At 75.3% G+C, this 24,120-nt stretch carries 20 protein-coding genes and 1 riboswitch; of the genes, 9 read left to right on the top strand and 11 right to left on the bottom strand.

Annotation, left to right across the window (positions count from 1 at the left end):
- From OHA34_RS08355 to cobN, 5 genes are all read right to left on the bottom strand, one after another.
- On the bottom strand, positions 1-1,074 hold the full coding sequence (locus OHA34_RS08355) for a hydrogenase expression protein HypE (RefSeq protein WP_285940420.1): 1,074 nt from the start codon (positions 1,072-1,074) through the stop codon (positions 1-3).
- A gap of 61 nt (positions 1,075-1,135) precedes the next feature.
- Complete coding sequence (locus OHA34_RS08350) at positions 1,136-1,813, bottom strand: D-sedoheptulose-7-phosphate isomerase (protein WP_329521253.1); 678 nt, start codon at positions 1,811-1,813, stop codon at positions 1,136-1,138.
- The gene (locus OHA34_RS08345; protein WP_285940416.1) at positions 1,810-2,022 is read right to left on the bottom strand and encodes a HypC/HybG/HupF family hydrogenase formation chaperone; all 213 of its coding nucleotides are present in this window, start codon (positions 2,020-2,022) and stop codon (positions 1,810-1,812) included. Before OHA34_RS08345 ends, OHA34_RS08350 begins: the two co-directional genes overlap by 4 nt.
- Complete coding sequence (locus OHA34_RS08340) at positions 2,019-2,612, bottom strand: D-sedoheptulose-7-phosphate isomerase (RefSeq protein ID WP_285940414.1); 594 nt, start codon at positions 2,610-2,612, stop codon at positions 2,019-2,021. Before OHA34_RS08340 ends, OHA34_RS08345 begins: the two co-directional genes overlap by 4 nt.
- A 239-nt stretch (positions 2,613-2,851) precedes the next feature.
- Positions 2,852-6,463: a cobaltochelatase subunit CobN gene (gene cobN / locus OHA34_RS08335; protein ID WP_329521252.1), complete on the bottom strand. Its 3,612-nt coding sequence runs from the start codon at positions 6,461-6,463 to the stop codon at positions 2,852-2,854.
- 63 nt (positions 6,464-6,526) lie between these two features.
- A riboswitch (cobalamin riboswitch) is annotated at positions 6,527-6,644 on the bottom strand.
- 93 nt (positions 6,645-6,737) lie between these two features.
- Here cobN and OHA34_RS08330 point away from each other — a divergent pair.
- The 3 genes from OHA34_RS08330 to OHA34_RS08320 are packed head-to-tail and all read left to right on the top strand — an operon-like array spanning position 6,738 to position 10,065.
- Positions 6,738-7,931, top strand: coding sequence for a precorrin-3B synthase (locus OHA34_RS08330; protein WP_285940411.1), 1,194 nt, complete (start codon positions 6,738-6,740; stop codon positions 7,929-7,931).
- Positions 7,928-8,548: a precorrin-8X methylmutase gene (locus OHA34_RS08325; protein WP_285940410.1), complete on the top strand. Its 621-nt coding sequence runs from the start codon at positions 7,928-7,930 to the stop codon at positions 8,546-8,548. Before OHA34_RS08330 ends, OHA34_RS08325 begins: the two co-directional genes overlap by 4 nt.
- The gene (locus tag OHA34_RS08320; protein WP_329521251.1) at positions 8,548-10,065 is read left to right on the top strand and encodes a precorrin-2 C(20)-methyltransferase; all 1,518 of its coding nucleotides are present in this window, start codon (positions 8,548-8,550) and stop codon (positions 10,063-10,065) included. Before OHA34_RS08325 ends, OHA34_RS08320 begins: the two co-directional genes overlap by 1 nt.
- On the opposite strand, the gene OHA34_RS08315 is transcribed toward OHA34_RS08320, so the two are convergent.
- The gene (locus OHA34_RS08315) at positions 10,053-10,790 is read right to left on the bottom strand and encodes a cobalt-precorrin-6A reductase (protein ID WP_285940407.1); all 738 of its coding nucleotides are present in this window, start codon (positions 10,788-10,790) and stop codon (positions 10,053-10,055) included. The two genes, OHA34_RS08320 and OHA34_RS08315, sit on opposite strands and share 13 nt — an antisense overlap.
- Before the next feature lie 17 nt (positions 10,791-10,807).
- Here OHA34_RS08315 and OHA34_RS08310 point away from each other — a divergent pair, with 17 nt between their 5' ends.
- A complete protein-coding gene (locus OHA34_RS08310; RefSeq protein ID WP_285940405.1) occupies positions 10,808-11,851 on the top strand; it encodes a cobalt-precorrin-5B (C(1))-methyltransferase in 1,044 nt (347 codons plus the stop codon).
- A gap of 9 nt (positions 11,852-11,860) precedes the next feature.
- Here OHA34_RS08310 and cobM read toward each other — a convergent pair whose 3' ends face one another.
- From cobM to OHA34_RS08290, 4 genes are all read right to left on the bottom strand, one after another.
- Positions 11,861-12,604: a precorrin-4 C(11)-methyltransferase gene (gene cobM / locus OHA34_RS08305; protein ID WP_285940403.1), complete on the bottom strand. Its 744-nt coding sequence runs from the start codon at positions 12,602-12,604 to the stop codon at positions 11,861-11,863.
- Positions 12,601-13,773, bottom strand: coding sequence for a precorrin-6y C5,15-methyltransferase (decarboxylating) subunit CbiE (gene cbiE / locus OHA34_RS08300; protein WP_329521250.1), 1,173 nt, complete (start codon positions 13,771-13,773; stop codon positions 12,601-12,603). Before cbiE ends, cobM begins: the two co-directional genes overlap by 4 nt.
- The gene (locus OHA34_RS08295; protein WP_285940399.1) at positions 13,766-14,179 is read right to left on the bottom strand and encodes a TIGR03618 family F420-dependent PPOX class oxidoreductase; all 414 of its coding nucleotides are present in this window, start codon (positions 14,177-14,179) and stop codon (positions 13,766-13,768) included. The genes cbiE and OHA34_RS08295 overlap by 8 nt, the downstream gene beginning before the upstream one ends.
- A gap of 108 nt (positions 14,180-14,287) precedes the next feature.
- A complete protein-coding gene (locus OHA34_RS08290; RefSeq protein ID WP_329521249.1) occupies positions 14,288-15,064 on the bottom strand; it encodes an SIR2 family NAD-dependent protein deacylase in 777 nt (258 codons plus the stop codon).
- Between the two features lie 103 nt (positions 15,065-15,167).
- Here OHA34_RS08290 and OHA34_RS08285 point away from each other — a divergent pair, with 103 nt between their 5' ends.
- From OHA34_RS08285 to OHA34_RS08270, 4 genes are all read left to right on the top strand, one after another.
- Positions 15,168-16,883 (top strand): MFS transporter, encoded by a 1,716-nt coding sequence (locus tag OHA34_RS08285; RefSeq protein ID WP_285940395.1) that lies wholly within the window; start codon positions 15,168-15,170, stop codon positions 16,881-16,883.
- A 75-nt stretch (positions 16,884-16,958) separates the two neighbouring features.
- Positions 16,959-17,705 (top strand): SDR family NAD(P)-dependent oxidoreductase, encoded by a 747-nt coding sequence (locus OHA34_RS08280; RefSeq protein WP_285940393.1) that lies wholly within the window; start codon positions 16,959-16,961, stop codon positions 17,703-17,705.
- 11 nt (positions 17,706-17,716) lie between these two features.
- On the top strand, positions 17,717-17,884 hold the full coding sequence (locus OHA34_RS08275) for a hypothetical protein (RefSeq protein ID WP_329521248.1): 168 nt from the start codon (positions 17,717-17,719) through the stop codon (positions 17,882-17,884).
- A 128-nt stretch (positions 17,885-18,012) separates the two neighbouring features.
- Positions 18,013-19,614, top strand: a complete 1,602-nt coding sequence (locus OHA34_RS08270; protein WP_329521247.1) for an ABC-F family ATP-binding cassette domain-containing protein — start codon at positions 18,013-18,015, stop codon at positions 19,612-19,614.
- Positions 19,615-19,622: 8 nt separating this feature from the next.
- On the opposite strand, the gene OHA34_RS08265 is transcribed toward OHA34_RS08270, so the two are convergent.
- Entirely contained in the window at positions 19,623-20,684 is a 1,062-nt protein-coding gene (locus tag OHA34_RS08265; RefSeq protein ID WP_329521246.1) for a hypothetical protein, read from the bottom strand.
- Positions 20,685-20,854: 170 nt separating this feature from the next.
- Between OHA34_RS08265 and OHA34_RS08260 the strand changes: the two genes are divergently transcribed.
- Positions 20,855-24,115: a carboxyl transferase domain-containing protein gene (locus OHA34_RS08260; RefSeq protein ID WP_329521245.1), complete on the top strand. Its 3,261-nt coding sequence runs from the start codon at positions 20,855-20,857 to the stop codon at positions 24,113-24,115.
- Positions 24,116-24,120 lie beyond the last annotated feature (5 nt).

Below are 24,120 nucleotides of genomic sequence, written 5' to 3'. Positions count from 1 at the left end.
TCACCATGGGGCCTTGTAGCCGGTCGAGAGCGTGCGGCCCTTGTGCCGCCACTTGGGTTCCTTGTCGAGGGTCCGCTGGGTGACGGCGCGCAGCGTGCGGATCACTCCGCCGTAGGCGCCGCTGAACGTGGCGGAGACCTTGCCGCCGGGAGGCTCGTCCATGAACGGCATGAACTTGTCCGGGAAGCCGGGCATGGTGCAGGCGATGCAGATGCCGCCGACGTTCGGGCAGCCGCCGATGCCGTTGATCCAGCCGCGCTTGGGCACGTTGCACTTGACCACCGGGCCCCAGCAGCCGAGCTTCACCAGGCACGTGGGCGAGCCGTACTCCTTGGCGAACTGGCCCTGCTCGTAGTAGCCGGCCCGGTCGCAGCCCTCGTGCACGGTCCTGCCGAACAGCCAGGTCGGGCGGAGCGCCTCGTCCAGCGGAATCATCGGGGCCTGCCCGTTCACCTGGTAGAGCAGGTAGAGGATCGTCTCCGACAGGTTGTCGGGGTGGGTCGGGCAGCCGGGCACGTTGACGATCGGCAGCCCGGCCTTGGACTTCCAGTCCCAGCCGAGGTGGTCGGCGACGCCCATCGCGCCGGTCGGGTTGCCCTCCATCGCGTGGATGCCGCCGTAGGCCGCGCAGGTGCCCGCGGCCAGGACCGCCGTGGCGCGCGGCGCGAGGATGTCCAGCCACGCGCTGGTCGTGCGGGGCTGCCCGGTCTCGGGGTCGTTGCCGAACCCGCACCAGTAGCCCTCGTCCTTGATCGCCTCGTTCGGGATCGACCCCTCCACCACCAGCACGAACGGCTCCAGCTCGCCGCGCTCGGCCCGGTAGAACCACTCGATGAAGGTGTCGGCGCCGAGGTCGGGACCGCATTCGAAGTCGATCAGCGGCCAGTGCACCGCGACCTTCGGCAGGCCGGGCAGCGCACCGAGCACGATCTCCTCGATGCTCGGCTGGGTGGCCGCGGTGAGGGCGACCGAGTCGCCGTCGCAGCTCAGCCCCGCGTTGATCCAGAGAATGTGGACGACGGGCTCCTCCTCGGTGCCGGTCGCCCCGGTCGCTGCGGTCGCTTCGGTCGTCATGGCTCACCACCGTTGTCCGGACGAAGGGACCGGGCCGTGGACCGGCCCGGCGGGCGCGCCCTCACAGGGCGCGCTGGGTCAGCTCCCAAAGGGCGTGGTAGACGGTCGTCTGCGCCTCCTGGACGCGGTGCACCGACGCGGACGGCATCACGAAGAGGTGGTCGATGCCGCCGCCGAGCTCGGCCATCGCGCCGCCGGTGGACCCGGCCAGCCCGACCGTGACCATGCCCCGGCGCGCCGCCTCCTCGAACGCGCGGATCAGGTTCGGCGAGTCGCCGCTGGTGGACAGCCCGAGGGCGATGTCGCCCGGCCGCCCGAACGCGGCGAGCTGCCGGGCGAACACCACCTCGAAGCCGACGTCGTTGGACAGCGCGGTCACCACCGCCGCGTCGGTGGTGAGGGCGAGCGCCGGGAGCGGTTGGGCCGGCTCGCCGGGTTCGAGCTCGCCGGGATTGAGGAACAGGGCCGCCACGTCCTGCGCGTCGGTGGAGCTGCCGCCGTTCCCGAAGACGAACAGCCGCCCGCCGGAGGCGAACGCCCTGGCGAGCCGGGCGGCGCATCCGGTGAGCCGGTCGCCGTCCCGGTCGAGGACGGCCCGCCGCAGCGCGACGATCTCGTGCGCCTTCTCGCGGGTGGACCGCCGGACCTCCTCCAGGAGTGCCCCCGCGTCCGCCTCGTCGGTCCCGGTATCCGTACCGGCCCCGTCCTGCCGGAGGAACGGGTAGAGCTGCTCGGTCACGGCGCCACCACCCCGATGGCCTCACCGGCGTGGACCAGGACGGTGTCGCCCACCGCCGCCTCCACCAGCGCCACGCTGACCTCCTCGACGCGTCCGCCGCCGGCGTCGACGTCGGCCAGGCCCGGGTCGCGCAGCCGGACCACCGTCACCGCGACGGCCTCGTCCGAGCAGGTCACGCAGTGGTCGCCCGCGCAGTGCCGCGCGCTCACAGGTCCCCCCGCTCGAGGAAGACGTGGGTCAGCTCCCACAGCACGTGGTACGAGGTGACGTGGACCTCCTTGACCACGCGCGGGTCGGACGAGGCGACCACCACGGCGTGGTCGGCCGCCGCGGCGACCTCCCCGCCGCTCCCGTCTCCGCCGCCGCCGGTCAGGGCGATGGTGAGGAGGCCGAGCGCGCGCGCCTCGCGCAGGCCGCGCAGCACGTTGGGACATCGGCCGCCGGGCGAGACGCCGAGCGCGATGTCGCCCGCGTCCGCGAAGTAGCGGAGCTGGTGGGCGAAGACCTCGTCGAATCCGGTGGTGGCGCCGACGCCGGTCACGGTCGCGACGTCCCCGGTGAGCGACAGCGCGGGCAGCGCCCGCTTGCCGACGATCACCGGGTGCACGAACTCGACCGCGATGTGCTGCGCGTCGGTGGCCGCGCCGCCGTTCCCGAAGGTGAACAGCCGCCCGCCGCGCCGGAACCGCACGGCCATGGCGCGGCACGCCCGCGCGATGGGCTCGGACGCCTCGGCCAGCCCGGCCGCCGGAGCCGCCCGGCGGGCGAAGATCTCCCTGACGTCGGGCGTCGGCGGCATGCGGGCACTCCTGAGAGTGAGGAATCGGTCACAGGTCGTGCCTGGACCTACCCCCGCCGCGCGCGGCCAACGAGACCCGGCCGCTTCCTGGGCGGCAGGCGGCCGAACCCGGGGACGGCCGGACGATCCGTGACCGGTTCGGTGCCGTCCGGGCCGGGTAGCCCGCCCCGGACCGGGGTACCGGCGGACCGGCCCCGGAGGCGACCGGCCCGTCGGCCCGCCCCTCGCCCGGCTCCCCGTCAGCTCTCGGGACCGTCCTCCAGGTCGCCCTCGACCTCCAGGTACAGCCGCTTCAGCGCGTCGATCGTCGCCGGGTCGGGGTGCTCCCACATCTTCCGGTCGGCCGCCTCCAAGAGGCGCTCGGCGATGCCGTGCAGCGCCCACGGGTTGGACTTCTCGAAGAACTCGCGGTTCTCCGGGTCGAGCGCGTAGGTGAGCGCGAGCTTCTCGTACATCCAGTCGGCCACGACGCCCGCGGTCGCGTCGTACCCGAACAGGTAGTCGACCGTCGCGGCGAGCTCGAACGCGCCCTTGTAGCCGTGCCGCCGCATCGCGGCCAGCCAGCGCGGGTTGACCACCCGGGCGCGGAAGACGCGGGAGGTCTCCTCGTCGAGGGTCCGGGTGCGCACCGCGTCGGGGCGGGTGCTGTCGCCGATGTAGGCCTTGGGCGCGGTGCCGGTGAGCGCCCGCACCGTGGCGATCATCCCGCCGTGGTACTGGAAGTAGTCGTCGGAGTCGGCGATGTCGTGCTCGCGGGTGTCGGTGTTCTTGGCGGCGACGCTGATCCGCCGGTAGGCGGTCTCCATGTCGCCGCGCGCCGGGACGCCGTCCAGGCCGCGGCCGTAGGCGAAGCCGCCCCACACCGCGTACACCTCGGCGAGGTCGGAGTCGTCCCGCCAGTTGCGGCTGTCGATCAGCGGCAGGATGCCGGCGCCGTACGCGCCGGGACGGGAGCCGAACACCCGCATGGTCGCGCGGCGCTCGTCGCCGTGCTCGGCCCGGTCGGCGCGGACGTGCGCGCGGACGAAGTTGTCGGCGTCCGGCTCGTCCAGCCCGGCGGCCAGCCGGACGGCGTCGTCGAGCATCGCCACGACGTGCGGGAACGCGTCGCGGAAGAAGCCGCTGATCCGGATCGTCACGTCGATGCGGGGCCGGCCCAGCTCGTCGAGGGGGATCGGCTCCAGACCGGTGACGCGGCGCGAGGCCTCGTCCCAGACCGGCCGGACGCCCAGCAGGGCCAGGACCTCGGCGATGTCGTCGCCGGAGGTGCGCATGGCGCTGGTGCCCCAGACCGACAGCCCGACCGAGCGCGGCCAGTCGCCGGTGTCGTCGCGGTAGCGGGCCAGCAGCGAGTCGGCCATCGCGCGGCCGGTCTCCCAGGCCAGCCGGCTCGGCACGGCCTTGGGGTCGACGGAGTAGAAGTTGCGGCCGGTCGGCAGCACGTTGATGAGGCCGCGCAGCGGCGACCCGCTCGGCCCGGCCGGGACGTACCCGCCGTCCAGCGCGTGCAGGACCATGCCGATCTCATCGGACGTCCGGTCCAGGCGCGGCACGATCTCGGTGGCCGCGAACCGGAGCACCTCCGCGACCGGCCCCGCCGCGCTCCCGCCGCCCCCGCTTTCACCGGCGCCGCTCCCGCCACCGTCGCCCGCGGCGACCTCGGCCGCGGCGGCCGGGTCCCAGCCGCGTTCCTCCATGGCGGCGACCAGGGCGCGGGCGCGTTCCTCGAACCCGTCGACCTCGGCGCGGTCGGTGCTCTCCTCGCTCATCCCGAGCGCCTCGCGCAGGCCGGGCAGGGTCATCGAGCCGCCCCACATCTGCCGCGCACGCAGCATCGCCAGCACCAGGTCGATCCGGGTGTCCCCGGCCGGGGCGGTGCCGAGGACGTGCAGGCCGTCGCGGATCTGCACGTCCTTGATCTCGCACAGCCAGCCGTCGACGTGCAGCAGGAAGTCGTCGAACTCGGCGTCGTGCGGGCGGTCGTCCAGCCCGAGGTCGTGGTCGAGCCGGGCGGCCCGGATCAGCGTCCAGATCTGCGCCCGGATCGCGGGCAGCTTGGCCGGGTCGAGCGCGGCGATGTTGGCGTGCTCGTCCATGAGCTGCTCGAGCCGGGCGATGTCGCCGTAGCTGTCGGCCCGCGCCATCGGCGGGATCAGGTGGTCGACCAGGGTGGCGTGCGCGCGGCGCTTGGCCTGGGTGCCCTCGCCCGGGTCGTTCACCAGGAACGGGTAGATCAGCGGCAGGTCGCCGAGTGCGGCGTCGGGCCCGCACGAGGCCGACATCCCGGCGGACTTGCCGGGCAGCCACTCAAGGTTGCCGTGCTTGCCGACGTGCACCACCGCGTGCGCGCCGAACTCGCCGGCCAGCCACTGGTAGGCGGCCAGGTAGTGGTGGCTCGGCGGCAGGTCGGGGTCGTGGTAGATCGCGACCGGGTTGGCGCCGAAGCCGCGCGGCGGCTGCACCATCACCACCACGTTGCCCGAGCGCAGCGCGGCGAGCACGATCTCGCCCGCCGGGTCGCGGGAGTCGTCGACGAACAGCTCGCCCGGAGGCGGGCCCCAGTGCCGCTCGATGCTCTCGCGCAGGTCGCCGGGCAGCGTCGCGTACCACTCCGCGTAGCGGGCGGCGGGGATGCGCACCGGGTTGCCGGTGAGCTGCTCCTCGGTGAGCCAGTCGGCGTCCTGCCCGCCCGCGGCGATCAGCGCGTGCATCAGCGCGTCGCCCTCGCCTGGCAGCGCGTCGCCGACGTCGTAGCCGCGCCCGCGCATCTCGGCCAGGAGACGCACCACGCTGGCGGGGGTGTCGAGGCCGACCGCGTTGCCGATCCGGGCGTGCTTGGTCGGGTAGGCCGACAGCATCAGCGCGACGCGCCGCTCGCCCGCCGGGACGTGCCGCAGCGCGCCGTGCCGCACCGCGATCCCGGCGACGCGGGAGGCGCGCTCGGGGTCGGCGACGTAGACGCTCAGCCCGTCCTCGTCGATCTGCTTGAACGAGAACGGCACGGTGATCAGGCGTCCGTCGAACTCGGGCACCGCGACCTGGGTGGCGGTGTCGAGCGGCGACAGCCCGTCGTCGCTCGCCTCCCACGCCGACCGTTCGCCGGTCAGGCAGAGCCCTTGCAGGATCGGCACGTCCAGCCCGGCGAGCGCGCCCACGTCCCAGGCCTCGTCGTCGCCGCCGGCGCCGGCCAGCGCCGGCCTGGTGCCGCCCGCCGCGAGGACGGTCACGACCAGGGCGTCGGCGCGGCCGAGCGTCTCCAGCAGCTCGCCGTCCGCGGTGCGCAGCGACGCGCAGAAGACCGGCAGGGCGCGCCCGCCCTTGGCCTCGATCGCGGCGCACAGCGCCTCGACGAACGCGGTGTTGCCGGCCAGGTGGTGCGCGCGGTAGTACAGCACGCCGATCACGGGCCCGGCGCCGCCGGCGGCCTCCCGCTCCAGGACGCCCCACGTCGGCGTGGGCCGGGGCGGCGCGAACCCGTGCCCGGTCAGCAGGACGGTGTCGGACAGGAACCGGAACAGCTCGCCCAGGTTGGCCGGCCCGCCGTGCGCGAGGTAGGCGTGCGCCTCGGCGCTCACTCCGGCGGGGACGGTGGACAGCCCCATCAGCTCGGCGTCGGGGGCCTGCTCTCCGCTCAGCACCACGACCGGGCGGGGCCCGGCGAGCAGCGCGTCCAGGCCCTCCTCCCAGGCCCGGCGCCCGCCGAGCAACCGCACCACGACCAGGTCGGCGCCCTCGAGGAGGGCGGGCAGGTCGGCGGGGGAGACCCGGGCCGGGTTGGCCGGGCGGAAGGCCGCGCCGCTGGCGCGCGCGCTCAGCAGGTCGGTGTCCGAGGTGGACAGCAGAAGGATCACGCGGATCGAGTCCTCACCCGGGGTCCTCGCCCCGATCGTCAGGTGTGCACGCGGGCGGCATGGAGTCTCCTGGCTTCCGGATCGGCGCTCGCCCCGGCCTTCCCGCTTGCGCGGTGGCCTTCGGTGGGGTCCGCTCCCCGGTGACAGTGGCGGGACCGCGCCGGACTCGCACCGGCTTCCTCCGCTTGTCGCCCAGGAGAACCATAGCCCGCGGCCGGGGCGTGTCCTACAGTCGCGTCCAAGCCGCCCCGCGCAGGTCCTTAGGATCCGTCACGTGTCCCCACCTTCACATTCCGGCCCGGACGGCTGTCCGGGCATGCTGCGGATCCACGCCGCCGCCGACGGCGGGCTGGCGCGCGTCCGGCTGCCGGGCGGGCTGCTCCGCGCCCCGCAGTTCGCCGCGCTCGCCGATGCCGCCGCCGACCTCGGCGACGGGCACCTGGAGCTCACCTCCCGCGGAAACATACAGGTCAGGGGCCTGATGGACGGTGCCGAGGCGGAACTGGGCACACGGCTGCGCGACGTCGGCCTGCTGCCGTCCGCCACCCACGAGCGGGTCCGCAACATCGCCGCGAGCGCGCTCACCGGCCGCGACCACGAGGGCCTGCTGGACGTCCGGCCGCTGGTCGCGGAGCTCGACGCCGGGCTCTGCGCCGACCCCGCGCTGGCCGGGCTGCCCGGCCGGTTCCTGTTCACGCTCGACGACGGGCGCGGGGACGTGATCGCGCTGCGCGGCGACGTCGGGCTGTACCCGGCCGGTGACGGCGGCCTCGCCCTCGTGCTGGGCGGCGCCGACAGCGGCCTGCGCGCGGACCCGCGGGACGCCGTCGCGCTGGCCCTCGACGCCGCCCGCGCGTTCCTGCGCGTCCGCACCACCGAGTGGCGGCTGACCGAGTGGCCCGACGCCGCCGACCGCCTCGCGCCGCTCCTCGGCGGGCACCGCGAGCCGCCGCTGGAGATCCCCGCGACACCGCGCCGGACACCGCTCGGGCGGCTGCCGCAGCGGGACGGCCGCGTCGCGGTCTCGGGCCTGGTGCCGCTCGGCCGCCTCGAACCCGCGCAGCTCACCGCGCTGCGCGCCGCCGGAGAGATCATTGTCACTCCCTGGCGGACCGCCGTGATACCCGACTTGACGGACGTGTCAGACTCCTTGCTGGACCGCTGGGGCCTGGTCACCGCGCCCGCCTCCGCCTGGGAGGGCCTCACCTCCTGCGCCGGGCGGCCGGGCTGCGCCAGGTCCCGCACCGACGTGCGCGCCGACGCCGCCCGTGCCCGCGCGCCGGGTGGGGGCCCGCCGGTGCACTGGTCCGGCTGCGAGCGGCGCTGCGGACACCCCGCGGACCGGCACGTCGGGGTCGTGGCCACCCCACAGGGGTACGAGGTGCGGCTCGGCGACGAGGTCCGCGCCCGGTCCCACGACCTGACCGCGACGGCCGCCGCCGTCGCGACCACACGGAGGAGCATGTGAGCGAGTACGTCCGCGACGGCGGCGAGATCTACCGGCGGTCGTTCGCGACCATCCGGGCCGAGGCGGACCTGGCCGGGCTGCCCGCCGACGTCGCCCGGGTCGCCGTCCGCATGATCCACTCGTGCGGGATGACCGACCTGACCGGTGACCTGGCGTACGCGCCGGGCGTCGTCGCGGCGGCCCGCGCCGCGCTGCTGGACGGCCGCCCGATCCTCTGCGACGCGCAGATGGTCGCCGCCGGGGTGACGCGCAAGCGGCTGCCCGCCGCCAACGACGTCGTCTGCACGCTCGGCGACCCGCGGGTGCCCGGCCTCGCCGCCGGGCTCGGCACCACCCGCAGCGCCGCCGCGCTGGAACTGTGGCGGGACCGGCTCGCGGGCTCGGTCGTCGCGATCGGGAACGCGCCGACGGCGCTGTTCCGGCTGCTGGAGATGGTGCGGGACGGCGCGGGGGTCCCGGCCGCGGTGCTCGGCATCCCGGTCGGGTTCATCGGCGCCGCCGAGTCCAAGGAGGCGCTGGCCGGGTCCGGCCTGCCGTACCTGGTCGTGCGCGGGCGGCGCGGCGGCAGCGCCATGACCGCCGCCGCCGTCAACGCCATCGCCAGCGAGGAGGAGTGATGACCGGACACCTGTACGGCGTGGGGCTCGGCCCCGGCGACCCCGAGCTCATCACGATCAAGGCCGCGCGGCTGATCGAGGCCGCCGGCGTCGTGGTCCACCACGCCGCCCGGCACGGCCGCAGCATCGCCCGCTCGATCGCCGCCGCGCACCTGCGCCCGGGGCAGATCGAGGAGGCGCTGGTCTACCCGGTCACCACCGAGGCCACCGACGACTACCGGGGCGTGCTGGAGGAGTTCTACGAGCGGTGCGCCGAGCGGCTGGCCGCCCATCTGGACGCCGGCCGCGACGTCGTGGTGCTCTGCGAGGGCGACCCGTTCTTCTACGGCTCCTACATGCACCTGCACAAGCGCCTCGCCGGCCGGTACCCGACGACGGTGGTGCCGGGCGTGACCTCGGTCAGCGGTGCCGCGGCCGAGCTCGGCCGGCCGCTGGTCGAACGCGACGAGGTCCTCACCGTCCTGCCGGGCACCCTGCCCCCGGACGTCCTGGCCGAGCGGCTCGCCGCCACCGACTCGGCGGCCGTGCTCAAGCTCGGCCGCACGTTCGGCGGGGTGCGCGAGGCGCTCGACCGGTCGGGCCGCCTGGAGGACGCCTGGTACGTCGAGCGCGCCACGACCGAGGGGCAGCGGGCGCTGCCGCTGGCGGGCGTGGACCCCGCGACCGTCCCGTACTTCTCGGTCGCGATCCTGCCCAGCCGCGTCCACGAGCGGACCCGCCGCGCCCTGCCCGCGCCCCGCGCCCCTCGCGCGGATGGGCCGGACGGGCCGGCCGGCGAGGTCGTGATCGTCGGGCTCGGCCCGGCGGGCCGCGACTGGCTGACCCCGGAGGCGCAGGACGCCCTGGCCACCGCCGACGACCTGGTCGGCTACACCACCTACCTCGGCCGGGTGCCGGCCAATCCGCGGCAGGCCCGGCACGCGTCCGACAACCGGGTCGAGTCCGAGCGCGCCGAGTTCGCCCTCGCCCTGGCGGGCCGGGGCCGCCGCGTCGCGGTGGTGTCGTCCGGCGACCCGGGCGTCTTCGCGATGGCGGCGGCGGTGCTGGAGGTCGCCGCCGAGGACCGCTGGAAGCACGTCCCGGTGCGGGTGCTGCCCGGCCTGACCGCCGCGAACGCGGTCGCGGCCCGGATCGGCGCGCCCCTCGGCCACGACTACTGCGTCCTGTCGCTCTCGGACCGGCTCAAGCCCTGGGACGCGATCGCCGGACGGCTCGCCGCCGCTGCCGCCGCCGACCTGGTCATCGCGATCTACAACCCGGCGTCCCGCAGCCGCACCCACCAGGTCGCGCTGGCCCGCGACGTGCTGCTGGAGCACCGGTCGCCGGACACCCCCGTGGTGATCGGCCGCGACGTCGGCGGCCCCGAGGAGAGCGTGCGGGTGGTACGGCTCGCCGACCTGGACGGCGCGGGCGTCGACATGCGCTGCCTGCTGCTGGTCGGCTCGTCCCAGACGCGGACGGCCGAGCGCGGCGACGGCGCGACGACCGTCTTCACGCCGCGCCGCTACCCCGCGTGAGCCAGCCAGCCGAGCGCCCCGTCCACCGAGGTGACCACGGCGGCGCCGGCCGGCAGGGGCGGCCGGTCGACCATCACCACCGGTATCCCGAGCGCGCGGGCGGCGGTGAGCTTGGCCGCCGTCATCGCGCTCCCGCTGTCCTTGGTGACCAGGACGTCCACCGAACGCCCGCGCATCAGCGCCAGCTCCTCCTCGACCGTGAACGGGCCGCGCGCCAGCACCGTCTCCATCCGCGGCGGGAACGGCGGCTCGGGCGGGTCGACCGACCGCACCAGGAACCAGCGGCGGCCGTCGCCGGCGAACGCGCCCAGGTTCTTGCGGCCGGTGGTGAGGAACACCCGCTCGCCGGGCAGGTTCGCGGCGGCGGCCTCCAGCGACGGCACCCGGCGCCAGTCGTCGCCGTCGTCGCGCGTCCAGCCGGGACGCCGCAGCACCACCAGCGGCAGCCCGGTGCGCGCCGCCGCGGCGACGGCCGAGCCGGTCATCACGGCGGCGAACGGGTGGGTCGCGTCGACCACCGCGTCGATCCGCTCGCGGGCCAGCCAGTCCGCCAGCCCGTCCGGGCCGCCGAACCCGCCGATCCGGGTGCGCCCGGCGGGCAGCGCCGGCTCGGCGACGCGGCCCGCCAGCGAGCTGATCACCTCGTACGCGGGGTCGTCCGCGAGCCGTCCGGCGAGGCGCCTGGCCTCGCCCGTGCCCCCCAGCAGCAGTACACGCGTCGTCACCCGAGCATGCTAAGCCCGTGACCGAGCTCCGCTACGGCTGGACCACCGGCGCCTGCGCGACCGCCGCGACCAAGGCCGCCCACACCGCGCTGCTGACCGGCGAGTTCCCCGACCCGGTCGAGATCACCCTGCCCAAGGGGCACCGGCCCGCGTTCGCGCTGGCCGTCGAACGGCTCGGCGACGGCGTCGCGACCGCCGGGATCGTCAAGGACGCCGGCGACGACCCCGACGTCACGCACGGCGCGCTGGTCCGCTCGACCGTCCGCCCCGGCGAGCCCGGCACCGGCGTGGTGTTCCGGGCCGGGCCCGGCGTCGGCACCGTCACCAAGCCGGGGCTGCCCTTGGACGTGGGGGAGCCCGCGATCAACCCGGTGCCCCGCCGGCTGATCCGGGAGGCCGTCGGCGATGCCGACGTGATCGTGGAGATCTCGGTGGACGGCGGCGCCGAGCTGGCCCGCCGCACCTGGAACCCGCGGCTGGGCATCCTCGGCGGCCTGTCCATCCTCGGCACCACCGGCGTCGTCGTCCCGTACTCGTGCTCGGCCTGGATCGACAGCATCCGCCGCGGCATCGACGTCGCCCGCGCCGCGGGCCGCACCCATGTGGCGGGTGCGACGGGCAGCACCTCGGAGAGGGTCGCCGCCGACCTGTACGGCCTCCCGGACGACGCCCTGCTCGACATGGGCGACTTCGCCGGCGCGGTGCTGAAGTACCTGCGCCGCCACCCGGTGCCGCGGCTCACCGTCGCGGGCGGCATCGGCAAGCTCGCCAAGCTCGCGAACGGCCACCTCGACCTGCACTCCAAGCGCTCCCAGGTCGATTTCGGCGCCCTCGCCGCGCTCGTCGAGGCCGCCGGGGGCGGCGAGACCACCGAGCGCGTCCGCGCCGCCAACACCGCGCTCGACGCCCTCCGGATCTGCCAGCAGGACGGCCTCCCGCTCGGCGACCTCGTCGCCGGGCGGGCCCGCGCCACCGCCCTGGACACCCTGCGAGGCGCCCCTATCGAGGTCGACGTCATCGTCATCGACCGGGCGGGAACGATCGTCGGCCGCGCCGGGTGAGGCCGGGGCTCAGTCGCGGCAGCGCGCCGACGAGTACAGGTGGCTGTCGGTGAACCCCGCAGCGGTGAGCACCGCGCCCACGATGATGACCGCGGTGCGTTCGATGCCCGCCTCGCGGGCCTTTGCGGCGATGTCAGCGAGGGTGCCGCGCAGGACGATCTCGTCGGGGCGGCTGGCGTAGGCGACGACCGCGGCGGGGCAGTCGGCGCCGTAGCCGGGGACCAGCTCGTCCACCACGGCCTCGATCCGCTGCACCGCGAGGTGCAGCACCATCGTGGCACGGCTGCGCCCGAGGGTAGCCAGGTCCTCGCCCGGCGGCATTGGTGTCGCGCGCGCCGACGTACGGGTCAGGACGACCGTCTGGGCGACCTCGGGGACGGTCAGCTCGCGGCCCAGCGACGCGGCGGCGGCGGCGAACGCGGGGACGCCCGGCGTGACCCGGTACGGCACCCCGGCCGCGTCCAGGCGCCGCATCTGCTCGGCCATCGCGCTGAAGACCGACGGGTCGCCCGAGTGGAGGCGCGCGACGTCCTGGCCGTTCGCGTGCGCGGTGACCATCTCGGCCACGATGTCGTCCAGCACCATCCTCGCGGTGTCGACCAGCCGCGCGCCCGGCGGGCACCAGTCCAGCAGCTCGCGCGGGACCAGGCTGCCGGCGTACAGGCAGACGGGCGACGCCGCGACCAGCTCCCGGCCGCGCACCGTGATCAGGTCGGCGGCGCCCGGCCCGGCGCCGATGAAGTGCACCGTCACCGGGTCACCGTCCACTGCGTCACCGGCATCATCGCCCTCCAACCCGTGAAACCCCCGACCGGCGCGGCCCGGTTGACCGCGACGCGGGTCAGCTCGCCGCCGAACCGCCCGTACGCCTCCGCGACCGCGCGCTCGGACTCTACGGTGACCGCGTTGACCACCAGCCGCCCGCCCGGCCGCAGCGCGTCCCGGCAGGCCGCGACCATGCCGGGCGCGGTGACCCCGCCGCCGATGAAGATCGCGTCGGGGGCCTCCAGCCCGGCCAGCGCCGCCGGGGCCCGCCCGGCGACCACCCGCAGGCCGGGGACGCCGAGGGCGGCGGCGTTGGCGCCGATCCGCGCGGCCCGGTCGGCCCGGTCCTCGACGGCGATCGCGCGGCAGGCGCGGTGCGCGCGCATCCACTCGATCCCGATGCTGCCCGCGCCCGCCCCCACGTCCCACAGCAGCTCGCCGGGACGGGGCGCGAGGCGGGCGAGGGTGATCGCGCGGATCTCCCGCTTGGTGAGCTGCCCGTCATGGTCGTAGGTCTCGTCCGGCAGACCGGGGACCACCTGCGGGCCCCCGGCGCCGCGGCAGTGCACGGCGACGATGTTCAGCGGGGCGGCGGGTTCGCGGAGGGGGCCGACCCGCTCGTCCGGCGCGCCGAGGTTCTCCAGCAGGGTCAGGTCGCAGCCGCGCTCCCGGACGAGCGCCGCGACCTGGGCGGGCGTCCCGGCGTCGGCGCTGAGGACCAGGATCCGGCGGCCCGGCGCCAGCGCGGCGTTCAACGCGGCGAGCGGACGGCCCACGGCGCTGACCACCTCGACCTCCTCCACCGGCCAGCCGAGCCGCGCGCAGGCCAGCGAGACCGACGACGGGTGCGGCAGGACCCGGACCCGCTCCGGGCCGAGCAGCCGGACCAGCGTCGTCCCGACGCCGTAGAACATCGGGTCGCCGCTGGCCAGCACCGCGACGCGGCGTCCCCGGTGCTCCTCGAGGAGGCCGGGGAGCGCGGGCAGCATGGGCGAGGGCCAGGCGACCCGCTCGCGCGGCCCGGGCAGGTCGGGGACCAGGTCGAGCTGGCGCCGCCCGCCCATGATCACCTCGGCGGACGCGAGCGCGTCCCGCGCCGCGCCCGCGAGGCCCGCCCAGCCGTTCGCGCCGATCCCGACGACGGTGACCTCAGACATGGCCGAGGACCCGGCCGATCGCGACCTCGATGACGACCCGCCGCGGGTTGGCGCGCGGCGGCTTGTAGCGCTCGGTGTAGCGGAGCTCGGCGTCCGCCACCGACGCCGGGTCCGCCCGGACGACCGCGCGGCCCTCCAGCGTCGCCCAGCGGCGGCCGTCGACCTGGGTGATCGCGACGGGCAGCCCGTCCGGCCCCGCCCGCTCGACGTGCCGGGCCTTCGCCGACCCGGCGGACGTGATCACCCGGGCCAGCCCGGCCGCGGCGTCCAGTGTCGCGCCCACCGGCACCACGTGCGGCGTGCCGTCCGGCCGGAGCGTGGCCAGCGTGCACACGTGCCGCTCCCGCCAGAACGCCTGGAGCCGCTCGTCGTCCAGCTCCAGCCGGTGCCGTGTCCCCTGCTGCATCTCGTCCCCTCGTCCGCCCGACCAGCAGGATCCCAGACGGCCCCCGGCCCGCGTCACGCGCGGGGTGCGGCGTCCGCCACACCCGGTGTCCGCCACACCCCGCGCGCCTCAGGGGTGGGACGGTGCCGTCCGCCGCTCGGCGAGGGCCGCGCAGAGGCGGGGGACGGCGGTGCCGATCGGCTCGCGGATGATCTCGGTGGCCAGGTCGTCGTACGGGGTCTCGTCGCGGTTGACGATGACCAGGGTCGCCCCGCCCTCGACCGCCGCCGCGCACAGCCCGGCCGCCGGCTCGACCTTCAGCGAGCTGCCGATGGCCAGGAAGAGCTGCGAGGCGCGCGCGACCCCGGCCGCGAGCGACAGCACGGCCTCGTCCAGGTACTGCCCGAACAGCACGATGGACGGCTGGATCATCCCGCCGCAGTGCGCGCAGGCCGGGTCGTCCTCGCCCGCCGCCACCCGGGCGAGGACGGCGGAGGTCGGGGATTCGGTGCGGCATTCCAGGCAGGACGAGGTGCCCATGGCGCCGTGCAGCTCCACGACCTTGCGCGGCGTCGTGCCCGCCTTCTGGTGAAGCCCGTCGACGTTCTGGGTGAGGATCCGGAGCGCCGTCCCGGACCTCTCCAGGTCGGCGAGGGCGCGGTGGGCGGCGTTGGGCCGGGCGTCCTCACGGTGCAGCTCCGCGATGGAGCGCCAGAACCGGCGCCGGACGCCGGGGTCGCCGAGGAAGTTCTCGCGGGTGAAGAGCCCGACGAGTTCGGGATCCCGGGTCCAGACCCCGGACGGGCCGCGGTAGTCGGGGATGCCGGAGTCGGTGGAGATCCCCGCGCCGGTCAGCACGGCGACCCGCGAGACCCCCGGGATCCACTCGGGAACGTGTGCGGTCATGCACGAGAAGGTAGAGGTCATCTTCTCGGCGAACTACTGATTTTTCCGGCAATGGAGGAATATGATTAGTTAGTCGAAGTAACTACTTTCCCCGGGAGGGACCGTGCGGACCACGCACTACCCGTGGGTGGCGCTGAGCAACACGACGCTGGGCATGCTGCTGGCCACCGTCAACTCCTCGATCGTGATCATCTCGCTGCCGGCCATCTTCCGGGGCATCCACCTGAACCCCCTGGAACCGGGCAACGTCAGCTACCTGCTGTGGATCCTGATGGGCTACATGCTGGTCTCCGCGGTGCTGGTGGTGACGCTCGGGCGGCTCGGCGACATGTTCGGCCGGGTCCGGATGTACAACGCCGGATTCGCGGTGTTCACGGTCGGCACCGTGCTGCTGGCGCTCGACCCGTTCAAGGGCGCCGCCGGGGCGCTCTGGCTGATCGGCTGGCGGGTCTTCCAGGGCATCGGCGGGGCGATGCTGATGGCCAACTCCGCCGCGATCCTCACCGACGCCTTCCCCTCCGACCGGCGCGGCATGGCCATGGGCGTCAACCAGGTGGCCGGCATCGCGGGCAGCTTCCTCGGCCTGGTCGCCGGCGGGCTGCTCAGCGAGGTGAGCTGGCGGCTGGTGTTCTGGGCCTCGGTGCCCATCGGGCTGGCCGGGACGATCTGGGCCTACCGCAGCCTGATCGAGACCTCCGTGCGCGCGGTCGCCGCCCGGATCGACTGGCTCGGCAACATCACCTTCGCGGTCGGCCTCACCTCGCTGCTGGCCGCGATCAGCTACGGGATCCAGCCGTACGGCGGGCACGACATGGGCTGGACCAGCCCCCTGGTGCTCGGCGGGATCATCGGCGGGATCGCCGTGCTGGCGCTGTTCTGCCTCATCGAGACCAGGGTGGAGCAGCCGATGTTCCACCTCGGCCTGTTCCGCGTCCGCGCGTTCGCGGCCGGCAACGCCGCCGGGCTGCTCGCCGCCATCGCGCGCGGCGGGATGCAGTTCATGCTGATCATCTGGTTGCAGGGCATCTGGCTGCCGCTGCACGGCTACGACTTCGAGGAGACCCCGCTCTGGGCGGGCATCTACCTGCTCCCGCTCACCCTCGGCTTCCTGATCGCCGGGCCGGTCTCGGGCCACCTGTCCGACCGCTACGGCGCCCGCGCGTTCGCTTCGGGCGGGCTGACCCTGTCCGCGCTGGCGTTCCTCGGGCTGCTGCTGGTGCCGACCGACTTCGACTACTGGGCGTTCGCCCTGCTGATCTTCCTGAACGGGGTCGGATCGGGCCTGTTCGCCGCGCCCAACACCACCGCCATCATGAACTCGGTCCCCGCCCGGCAGCGCGGCGTCGCGTCCGGGATGCGGGCCACCTTCATGAACGCGGGCATGGTGCTGTCGATCGGCGTGTTCTTCTCGCTGATGATCGCCGGGCTGTCCAAGAGCCTGCCCGGCACCCTCGCCGGGGGCCTCACCCAACACGGAGTCCCCGCCGGCGTCGCCGCCCACGTCGCCGGGATGCCGCCGGTCGGGACCCTGTTCGCCGCCTTCCTCGGCTACAACCCGATCGAGAACCTGCTCGCGCCCTTCGGCGCGCTTGCCGGGCTGGCGCCGGGCGACGCGGCGACCCTCACCGGCCGCTCCTACTTCCCGCACCTGATCGCGGGCCCCTTCCACCACGGCCTGGTCATCGTGTTCAGCCTGGCGATCGCGATGTCGCTGGTCGCCGCGCTGGCCTCCCTGCTGCGCGGACGCCGCTACGTCCACGACGAGGCCGCCGAGGACCGGGAGGTCCCGCTGGAGGACGCAGCCTCCGAACGGCGCTGACCGCCCGCGGGCGCGTCCGGTGGGGCAGTCTGGTCACGAGGCCCGGTTGTGCATCCGACGACGGGAGAGCGCCGAATGAGCTCCGTCCGGTACGACTACAGCGGCGAGCGGGTGGTGGTGACCGGCGCGGCCGGGCTGATCGGCCGCGCGCTGGTCGCCCGCTTCGCCGGGGCCGGCGCCCGCGTGCTCGCCGTGGACCGCGACACCGGGGGCCTGGAGGTCTTCGGGGACGCGCCGAACGTGACCACCCTCTCCGGCGACCTGGCCCGCGAGGACGTCGCCGACGCCGTCTTCGCCCGGCTCGACCGGCTGGACGTGCTGGTGAACAACGCCGCGATCACCGGGCTGCGCACCCCGCTGATCGACCTGGAGGCCGGCGACTGGGACGCGGTGATCGCGGCGAACCTGCGCTCGGCCTACCTGCTGTCGGTGCGCGCCGCCCGGCACTGGCGGGACGCCGGCCGGGGCGGGGTGATCATCAGCCTGTCCTCGCCGGGCGGCTCCCGCGCGCACGACGACCAGAGCGTCTACGACGTGACCAAGGCCGGGATCGAGGCGCTCAGCCGCGCCATCGCGGTGGAGCTCGGCGGGCTCGGCATCCGCGCCAACTGCCTGGCCCCCGCCAGCGTCGTCGGTGACGTCCGCCCCGCCACCGACCTCCCCTCGGGCCGCACCACCGCCCCCGAGGAGGTCGCGGACGCCGCCCTCTTCCTGGCCTCCCCGGCCGCCGCGCAGCTCAACGGCCACGTTCTGCACATCGACGGCGGCCTGCACGCCCGCCTGCGCACCGACCCGTCCCAGGAACAGCGGCACGACGTGTGATGGAGGAGCGAATGCGGCTCGGCGGAGTCCTCTTCTTCCCGGACGCCTCGTTCGCGGCGCTGGGCCTGCTCGGCGAGCCGTACCCGGTTCGCATCGACGGGTCCCGCCTCCAGGTGGGCGACCACGCGGGCCACGGGCTCCGTTTCGACGAGGCGAAGCTGGCCGCCACACGAGTCTGACCGGCTGACGGCCCCGCCTGAGCGCGTGCCGGATACACTTGGTCCATGCGCACGCCCCGGATCTCCTAGCTCGGACACACGCCTCCACGCCACCCGTGTGTCCTTGAGTCCTTCCGGAGCGTCACCAAATGATTACCCTTCGCGGGGTCGACGTGCGCGTCGCCGCCCGCCCCCTGCTGTCCGGCGTCACCGCCCACATCGCCCCCGGCGACCGCATCGGCCTGGTCGGCCGCAATGGCGCGGGCAAGACCACCCTGCTGAAGATCCTCGCCGGGCACGCGCGGCCCGCCGCCGGCACCATCGCCCGGACCGGCCCGGTCGGCTACCTCCCGCAGGACCCCGCGGCGGCGGACCCCGCCGTCACCGTCACCGGCCGCATCCTGTCCGCCCGCGGGCTGGACGAGACCGTCCGGGCGCTGCGCGCGGCCGAGACCGCGATGGCCGAGGCCACCGGCCCGGCGGGCCAGGGCCGGGCGATGGACCGGTACGCCCGTGCCGAGGCCGAGTTCCAGGCCCGCGGCGGGTACGCCGCCGAGGCGGAGGCCGCCAGGATCGCCGCGGGCCTCGGGTTGCCCGACCGGGTGATGGCGGGGCCGATCGGCGTCCTGTCCGGCGGGCAGCGGCGCCGGGTCGAGCTGGCGCGGGTCCTGTTCGGCGAGCGGGGCACGCTGCTGCTGGACGAGCCCACCAACCACCTGGACGGCGACTCGGTGGCCTGGCTGCGCGGGTTCCTGGCAGGCCATCCCGGCGGCCTGGTGGTGATCAGCCATGACACCGGGCTGCTGGAGGACGTAGTCAACCGGGTGTGGCGGGTCGACGCGGACCGGACGGCGGTCGAGGTGCACAACACCGGATGGAGCACCTACCTCGCCGACCGCGCGGCCGGGGAGCGGCGCGACGACCGCCGGCGGGCCGCCGCCGAGCGCAAGGCCGCCGCGCTGCGGAGCCAGGCCGACAAGATGCGGGGGAGCGTCGCGACCGCCACCCGGGCCAAGGACATGGCCCGGCGCGCCGACCGGATGCTCGACGGGCTCGGCCCCGCCCGCCGGGCCGAGAAGGTCGCCCGCATCCGGCTGCCCGAGCCGGCGCCGTGCGGCCGGACGCCGCTGGGCGCGGTGAGCCTGGCCAAGTCCTACGGGACGCTGCCGGTCCTCACCGGGGTGGACCTGGCCGTGGACCGGGGCGCGCGGCTGGCCGTGCTCGGCTTGAACGGCGCGGGCAAGACCACGTTGCTGCGCGTCCTCGCCGGACGGGAACGTCCCGATTCGGGACGCGTCGTGCACGGCCACGGGCTGCGGCTGGGCTACTTCGCCCAGGAGCACGACACCCTGGACCCAGGCCGCACCGTCGGGCAGAACCTGATGGACGCGGCGCCGCACCTGACCAGCGGCGAGGCTCGGACCATCCTCGGCTCGTTCCTGTTCGGCGGGGACGACGCGGACAAGCCCGCCGCCGTCCTGTCCGGCGGCGAGAAGACCCGGCTCGCGCTCGCCGGGCTGGTCGCCTCCAGCGCGAACGTGCTGCTGCTGGACGAGCCCACCAACAACCTCGACCCCGCCTCCCGCGACGAGGTGCTCGCGGCGGTCGGCGCGTACCGGGGGGCCGTGGTGATGGTCACCCACGACCAGGACGCGATCGAGGCGCTGCTGCCCGACCGCGTCCTGATCCTGCCCGACGGGGTCGAGGACCTCTGGAGCCCCGACTACGCCGATCTTGTGACCCTCGCCTGAGCGCCGGGTCAGCCGCTCGGGACGGGACAGGGCGAGGAGGTGGGGGAGGGGGAGGGGGTGGGCGTGGGGCCCGGTGAAGCGGGACGGGAGCGGGACCCGGAGCTCGGGCCGGGACCGCGCCGTGGGCCGGAGCCGGAACTGGAGCTGGAGCTGGAGCCGGGGCGGCGCGGTGTGGCGGCCGGGCCGTCCCGGCGGGTGTTGTGCCGCTTCATGACGGTCTGGAGATCGGGGTGGCCGTCGGTGCCGTCGGCGTCGGTGAGGGCGGGGCAGGCCCAGCCGCTCTGGCGCCCCCAGGAGTAGCTGATGTCGAAGGCGGGAGAGGGGGCGAAGCGGTCCCAGCGGTCGAGCATGGACTGGAGCTGCCGGGCGGCGGGCAGGCGCCAGGTCCTGTCGCCGTCGGCGCACGCCTGCCCGAACGTCTGGAACACCGGGACGATCATGCGCCGGGAGAACCCGGCCCGGTCCGCCTGCTCCACCATGGTGTCGATCGCGTCCAGATCGCAGGCCCCGCCGCCGGCGCGGCAGGGGTAGGGGTCCAGCCCGATCAGGTCCAGGTGGGTCGCCGACGGCTTGAGCGGCCCCATCGGCCAGTCGGTCAGCGACGCGAACGCCTTCTGGCCCGGGGCGTGCTCGTGGACGATGTCGGCGCGGGCCCGGATCCTGCCGGCGATCCCCGGGCACTCGTCGGGGTTCGGCTCGTCGGAGAGGTACCAGCCGTAGACGCGCGGGTTGCCCGCGAGGCGCTTGACGGTCTCGGTGAAGTCACCGGTCCCGGCGATCTGGAAGTCGCCGCAGGTGGTGTTGCCGACCCACAGCATGGCCATGGCGCCCTCGGGCAGCGCGTTGACGGCGTCCTCGTCCGGGTCGACGTCGAACAGGTCGTAGCCGAGCGCGGCGGCCTTCGCGCGGTCGCCGTCCGGCATGTTCAGGGCGAGGTGCCTGGGGCCGCCGGTGAGCGCGGCGGCGGGGCGGCGGGAGGAGGCGTCGCCGGCCGAGGGGGCGACGAGGTATCCGGTGAGGGCTCCGCCCAGTGCGGCCACCGCTGCCACGGCGGCGAGATGCGTTTTCATGCGGTCTCCCGACATCGTTGATGTGGCATGAGGTGGTGTGCCCCGAGAGGACCGGGTTCAGCGCGATGCGGCGGAGTCCGGCGGTGCCGCATGCGGCCACTTGTCAACGGGCCGCCCGCGGATAGGATGATGACGTTGACGTCAACGTCAATCAGCAGGTGGGAGACGGTGTGAGCGGGATCTTGGTGGCCAACCGCGGGGAGATCGCGATCCGTGTGATCCGCGCGGCGAACGAGCTGGGCGTCCGGACCGTCGCGGTGCACGCGCGCGACGACGCGGCCTCGCTGCACACCCGGCGGGCCGATGAGGCCCGGGAGCTGCCCGGCGAGGGCGTGGCCGCCTACCTCGACGGCGAGGCGATCATCGCCGCGGCGCGGGAGTCCGGCTGCACCGCCGTCCACCCCGGCTACGGCTTCCTCAGCGAGAACGGGGCGTTCGCGCGGCGCTGCGCCGAGGCGGGTCTCACCTTCATCGGCCCGCGGCCCGAGGTGCTGGAGCTGTTCGGCGACAAGGTCCGCGCCCGCGCGCTCGCGCGGAGCCTGGAGGTCCCGGTCATGCCCGGCACCACGGGGCCGACCGGCCTGGACGAGGCCCGCGCGTTCGCGGCCGAGCACGGCGCGGTGATGCTGAAGGCCCTCGCGGGCGGCGGCGGGCGCGGCATGCGGACGGTGCTCGACCCGGCCGGGCTGGACGAGGCGTACGAGCGGTGCCGGTCCGAGGCGCTCCAGGCGTTCGGCGACGGCGCGCTCTACGTCGAGCGGCTGCTCCCGGCCGCGCGGCACATCGAGGTGCAGGTCGTCGGCGACGGCACCGGGGCCGTCCGGCACCTGTGGGAACGCGATTGCAGCATCCAGCGCCGCCACCAGAAGCTGATCGAGGTCGCGCCGAGCCCGTCGCTGGACGGGGCGCTGCGCGACCGGATCCTCGACGCGGCGCTCCGGCTCGCGGGCGAGGTGCGGTACGGGAGCCTCGGCACGTTCGAGTTCCTGGTCGCGGGCTCGGGCTTCTGGTTCATCGAGGCCAACCCGCGGCTCCAGGTGGAGCACACCGTCACCGAGGAGGTCACCGGGGTCGACCTGGTGCGGGCGCAGATCCGGCTGGCGTCCGGCGCCTCCCTCGCCGAGGCCGGCCTCGACCGCACGCCGCCGGTGCGCGGGTACGCGCTGCAAGTGCGGGTCAACCTGGAGACCCTCGCCGAGGACGGCTCGCCGCGTCCCGGCGCCGGGACGATCACCGCGTTCGGCCCGCCGTCCGGGCCGGGCGTGCGGGTCGACACCTACGGGTACGCGGGCTACCCGGCGAGCCCGCGCTACGACTCGCTGCTCGCCAAGGTCATCACCCAGGCCCCCGACTTCGCCGGCGCGACCGCGAAGGCGTACGCGGCGCTCGGCGAGTTCCAGGTGGAGGGCGTCCCGACCAACATCGCGCTGTTGCAGGGCGTCCTCGGGCACCCCGACTTCGCGACCGGCCGATGGGACACGACGTTCATCGCCGACCACCTGGCCGAACTGCTCGGCGGCGCCCACCGGCGGCTGTACTTCGACGCGGCCGTGAACGGCCCGGCCGGCGCCGCCGAACCCGTGGCGGAGGCGCCAGAGGGATCCGTGGCCGTGACCGCGCCGATGCAGGGCATGGTGGTGAGCCTGGCCGCCGCCGAGGGCGACCATGTCGCGGCGGGCGCCCCGCTGCTGGTGCTCGAGGCGATGAAGATGGAGCACGTCGTCCGGGCGCCGGAGGCCATGGTGGTCGGGGCCGTGCTCGCGGGCAAGGGCCGGCTCGTCGACGACGGCGCGCTGCTGGTGTTCGGCGAGCCCGCGGGCGCCCCGGACGCGCCTGCCGCCCCGGCCGCCGCCGCCGGGGCGGGCGATGCCGAGCGCGACACGGACTGGTCCGCCGAGGTCGCCGAGATCCGCCGCCGGCACGGGCTGGCCCACGAGATGGGCGGCCCGGCGAAGGTGGCGCGGCAGCACGCCGCCGGACGGCTCACCGTCCGGGAGCGGATCGCGGCCCTCGCCGACCCCGGCAGCTTCGCCGAGATCGGGGCGCTCACCGGCTTCGCCGACTACGGCGGCGACGGCGCACCGTCCTCGCTGCTGCCCGCGAACTTCGTCGCCGGGACGGCCCGGATCGACGGCCGCAAGGTGGTGCTCGGCGCCGACGACTTCACCGTCCGCGGCGGCTCCGGCGACGCCGCGATCCACGAGAAGCAGATCTACTCCGAGCGGCTCGCCCGCGATATGCGGCTCCCGCTCGTCCGGCTGCTCGACGGCGCGAGCGGCGGCGGCAGCGTCAAGATGGCGCAGGAGGCCGGCTTCACCTACGTGCCGGTCAACCCCGGCTGGGACGCGGTGGTCGACAACCTCTCGCTCGTCCCGGTCGTGGCGGCCTGCCTCGGCCCGACCGTCGGGCTCGGCGCCGCGCGGCTGGTGATGTCGCACCTGGCGGTCATGGTGGAGGGCGTCGGCCAGCTCTTCACCGCGGGCCCGCCGGTGGTGCGCGGCGGCACCGGCGAGGACCTCACCAAGGAGGAGCTCGGCGGCGCCGGGGTGCACCGCGGCAACGGCACGATCGAGCGGTTCGTCCGCACCGAGGACGAGGCGTTCGACGTCGTCCGCCGCTTCCTGTCCTACCTGCCGGGCAGCGCGTTCGAGCTCCCGCCGGTCGTCCCGGGGACCGATCCGGCCGGCCGCCGCGACGAGGCCCTGCTGGCCGCGGTCCCGCGCGACCGGCGCCGCCCGTACCGGATCGGCCCCGTCCTCGACGCGATCTTCGACGCGGGCTCGGTGTTCCGGTACGCCGAGTACGGCGCCGGCACCGTCACCGCGCTGGCCAGGCTCGACGGCCACCCGGTCGGGGTCATCGCCGCCGATCCGTTCAAGGGCGCCACGATGTCGGTGGAGGGCGCGCAGGCGATCACCCGGCTGGCCGATCTGTGCACCACCTTCCACCTGCCGCTGGTCAGCCTGACCGACCAGGCCGGGATGACGATCGGGCTGGCCGCCGAGCGCCGCGCCACCATCCGGCACGGCGCCCGCGCGATCAGCGCCGTCTACCAGGCGCCCGTCCCGCAGGCCGAGCTGATCCTGCGCCGCGTGTACGGGGTCGGCGGCGCGGGCATCGTCGACCGGCACCGGTCCGGCCGCAGCTGGGCCTGGCCGTCGGGCGACTGGGGCTCGCTGCCCGTCCAGGGCGGCGTGGAGGCCGCCTTCCGCGCCCAGCTCCAGGACGCCGCCGACCCAGAGGCGGAGATCGAGCGGATCCGCCGCGAGTTGGCGGCCGTCGCGTCCCCGTTCCGCACCGCCGAGCGGTTCGGCGTGCAGGACCTGATCGACCCGCGCGACAGCCGCCCGCTGCTGTGCGACTGGGTGCGCGACGCCTACCGCGTGCTCCCCGAGCTGACCGGCCGCCCGTCGTTCGGCACCCGTCCCTGAACCCG

This window comes from Spirillospora sp. NBC_01491, assembly GCF_036227065.1.
Taxonomy (GTDB): domain Bacteria; phylum Actinomycetota; class Actinomycetes; order Streptosporangiales; family Streptosporangiaceae; genus Spirillospora; species Spirillospora xylanilytica.
Note: the sequence above shows the minus strand (reverse complement) of the source record. Positions and strands in the feature narration are given on the sequence as shown.

What these genes read in the sequence shown, in the direction of transcription:
- OHA34_RS08275 (WP_329521248.1), top strand. Translation starts at nt 17,717, where the DNA reads ATGCGGCTCGGCGGAGTCCTCTTCTTCCCGGACGCCTCGTTCGCGGCG.
- OHA34_RS08320 (WP_329521251.1), top strand. Translation starts at nt 8,548, where the DNA reads ATGACCGGACACCTGTACGGCGTGGGGCTCGGCCCCGGCGACCCCGAG.
- OHA34_RS08355 (WP_285940420.1), bottom strand. Translation starts at nt 1,074, where the DNA reads ATGACGACCGAAGCGACCGCAGCGACCGGGGCGACCGGCACCGAGGAG.
- OHA34_RS08270 (WP_329521247.1), top strand. Translation starts at nt 18,013, where the DNA reads ATGATTACCCTTCGCGGGGTCGACGTGCGCGTCGCCGCCCGCCCCCTG.
- cbiE (WP_329521250.1), bottom strand. Translation starts at nt 13,773, where the DNA reads ATGTCTGAGGTCACCGTCGTCGGGATCGGCGCGAACGGCTGGGCGGGC.
- OHA34_RS08280 (WP_285940393.1), top strand. Translation starts at nt 16,959, where the DNA reads ATGAGCTCCGTCCGGTACGACTACAGCGGCGAGCGGGTGGTGGTGACC.
- OHA34_RS08290 (WP_329521249.1), bottom strand. Translation starts at nt 15,064, where the DNA reads ATGACCGCACACGTTCCCGAGTGGATCCCGGGGGTCTCGCGGGTCGCC.
- OHA34_RS08295 (WP_285940399.1), bottom strand. Translation starts at nt 14,179, where the DNA reads ATGCAGCAGGGGACACGGCACCGGCTGGAGCTGGACGACGAGCGGCTC.
- OHA34_RS08265 (WP_329521246.1), bottom strand. Translation starts at nt 20,684, where the DNA reads ATGAAAACGCATCTCGCCGCCGTGGCAGCGGTGGCCGCACTGGGCGGA.
- OHA34_RS08340 (WP_285940414.1), bottom strand. Translation starts at nt 2,612, where the DNA reads ATGCCGCCGACGCCCGACGTCAGGGAGATCTTCGCCCGCCGGGCGGCT.